The organism is Mesorhizobium sp. M1A.F.Ca.IN.020.04.1.1 (genome assembly GCF_003997315.1).
Classification (GTDB): Bacteria; Pseudomonadota; Alphaproteobacteria; order Rhizobiales; family Rhizobiaceae; genus Mesorhizobium.
On sequence record NZ_RZSN01000388.1, the window covers coordinates 1 to 1025 of the forward strand.

At 66.0% G+C, this 1025-nt stretch carries 1 protein-coding gene and 1 pseudogene; one reads left to right on the forward strand and one right to left on the reverse strand.

The features are described from left to right. A partial coding sequence (locus tag EOA49_RS32090) for a substrate-binding domain-containing protein (RefSeq protein ID WP_127243607.1) occupies positions 1–720 on the forward strand: 720 nt, incomplete at its 5' end. A gap of 66 nt (positions 721–786) precedes the next feature. On the opposite strand, the pseudogene EOA49_RS32095 reads toward EOA49_RS32090, so the two are convergent. Beyond that, positions 787–1025 (reverse strand): annotated as a pseudogene (locus EOA49_RS32095) (sugar ABC transporter substrate-binding protein); the annotation flags it as partial.

The window sequence follows — 1025 nt, forward strand, 5'->3', positions numbered from 1 at the left end:
GGCTTCACCGACTATAATGTCGAGGAGGAGGAACGCCTGGTCGGGCAATTGCTTCAGCGTCGCCCGGAGGCGATCATCGTGACCGGCGGCCGGCACACGTCGCGCTGCCGCAAGTTGCTGGCCAATGCCGGCGTTCCGGTCGTGGAGACCTGGGATTTGCCGGCCGACCCCATCGGCCACGTCGTCGGCTTTTCCAATGCCGATGCCGGGCGGCTGATGGTCGATCATTTCGTTCAGCGCGGCTATTCGAGGCTGGGCTTTATCGGCGGCGACACCTCGCGGGACACCCGTGGTCTGGACCGCCGACGCGGCTTCGTCGCGGCGCTGGAGGACCGCGGCCTCGACGCTTCGCGCGTGATTGCCTCCGGCGTGCCGCCGATCTCGATGCGCGAGGGCGCGACCGCCATGGTCGAGATGATCTCGCGCTGGCCGGACACACAGGCGGTGATGTGCGTGTCCGACCTCTCCGCCTTCGGCGCCCTGATGGAATGCGTTCGACGCGGCATCCGCGTGCCGGACGACGTGGCGATTGCCGGCTTCGGCGCCTATGATCTCGCCGAGCAGTCGGTGCCTTCGATCACCACGATCGACGTCGGCGCGCATGAGATCGGCATCCGCGTCGCCGAGCTGGTGCTCGACCTGCTCAACGGGCGGCGAGCGCTCGATGACCGCGTCGTAGTCGGCATGACGCCCAAGGTTGTTGTGCGACACACGGCCTGAAGCGTCGGAAAAAACGAACGGCCGGCGGATGATCGCCGACCGCTCGCTGATCGTTCTGGATGGCGTCTATTTGCCCCAGATTTTCTTGTATTGGTCGCGGTAGCCGTTGCCCGGGTCGAAACGGTTGTCCGGGCCGCCGTCGAACTCGACATTGTCGGAAGTCACCACATGCAGCGGCGAGATGTAGCCCGACCATTTCTCGCCGGCCATGGCGCGGTTGAGCTCGTCGACAAGCTGCCAGCCCTGCAGGTTCAGCGGCTCGGCCACCGTCACCTTCTGGAACTGGCCGGAGCGGATGCGCTGGT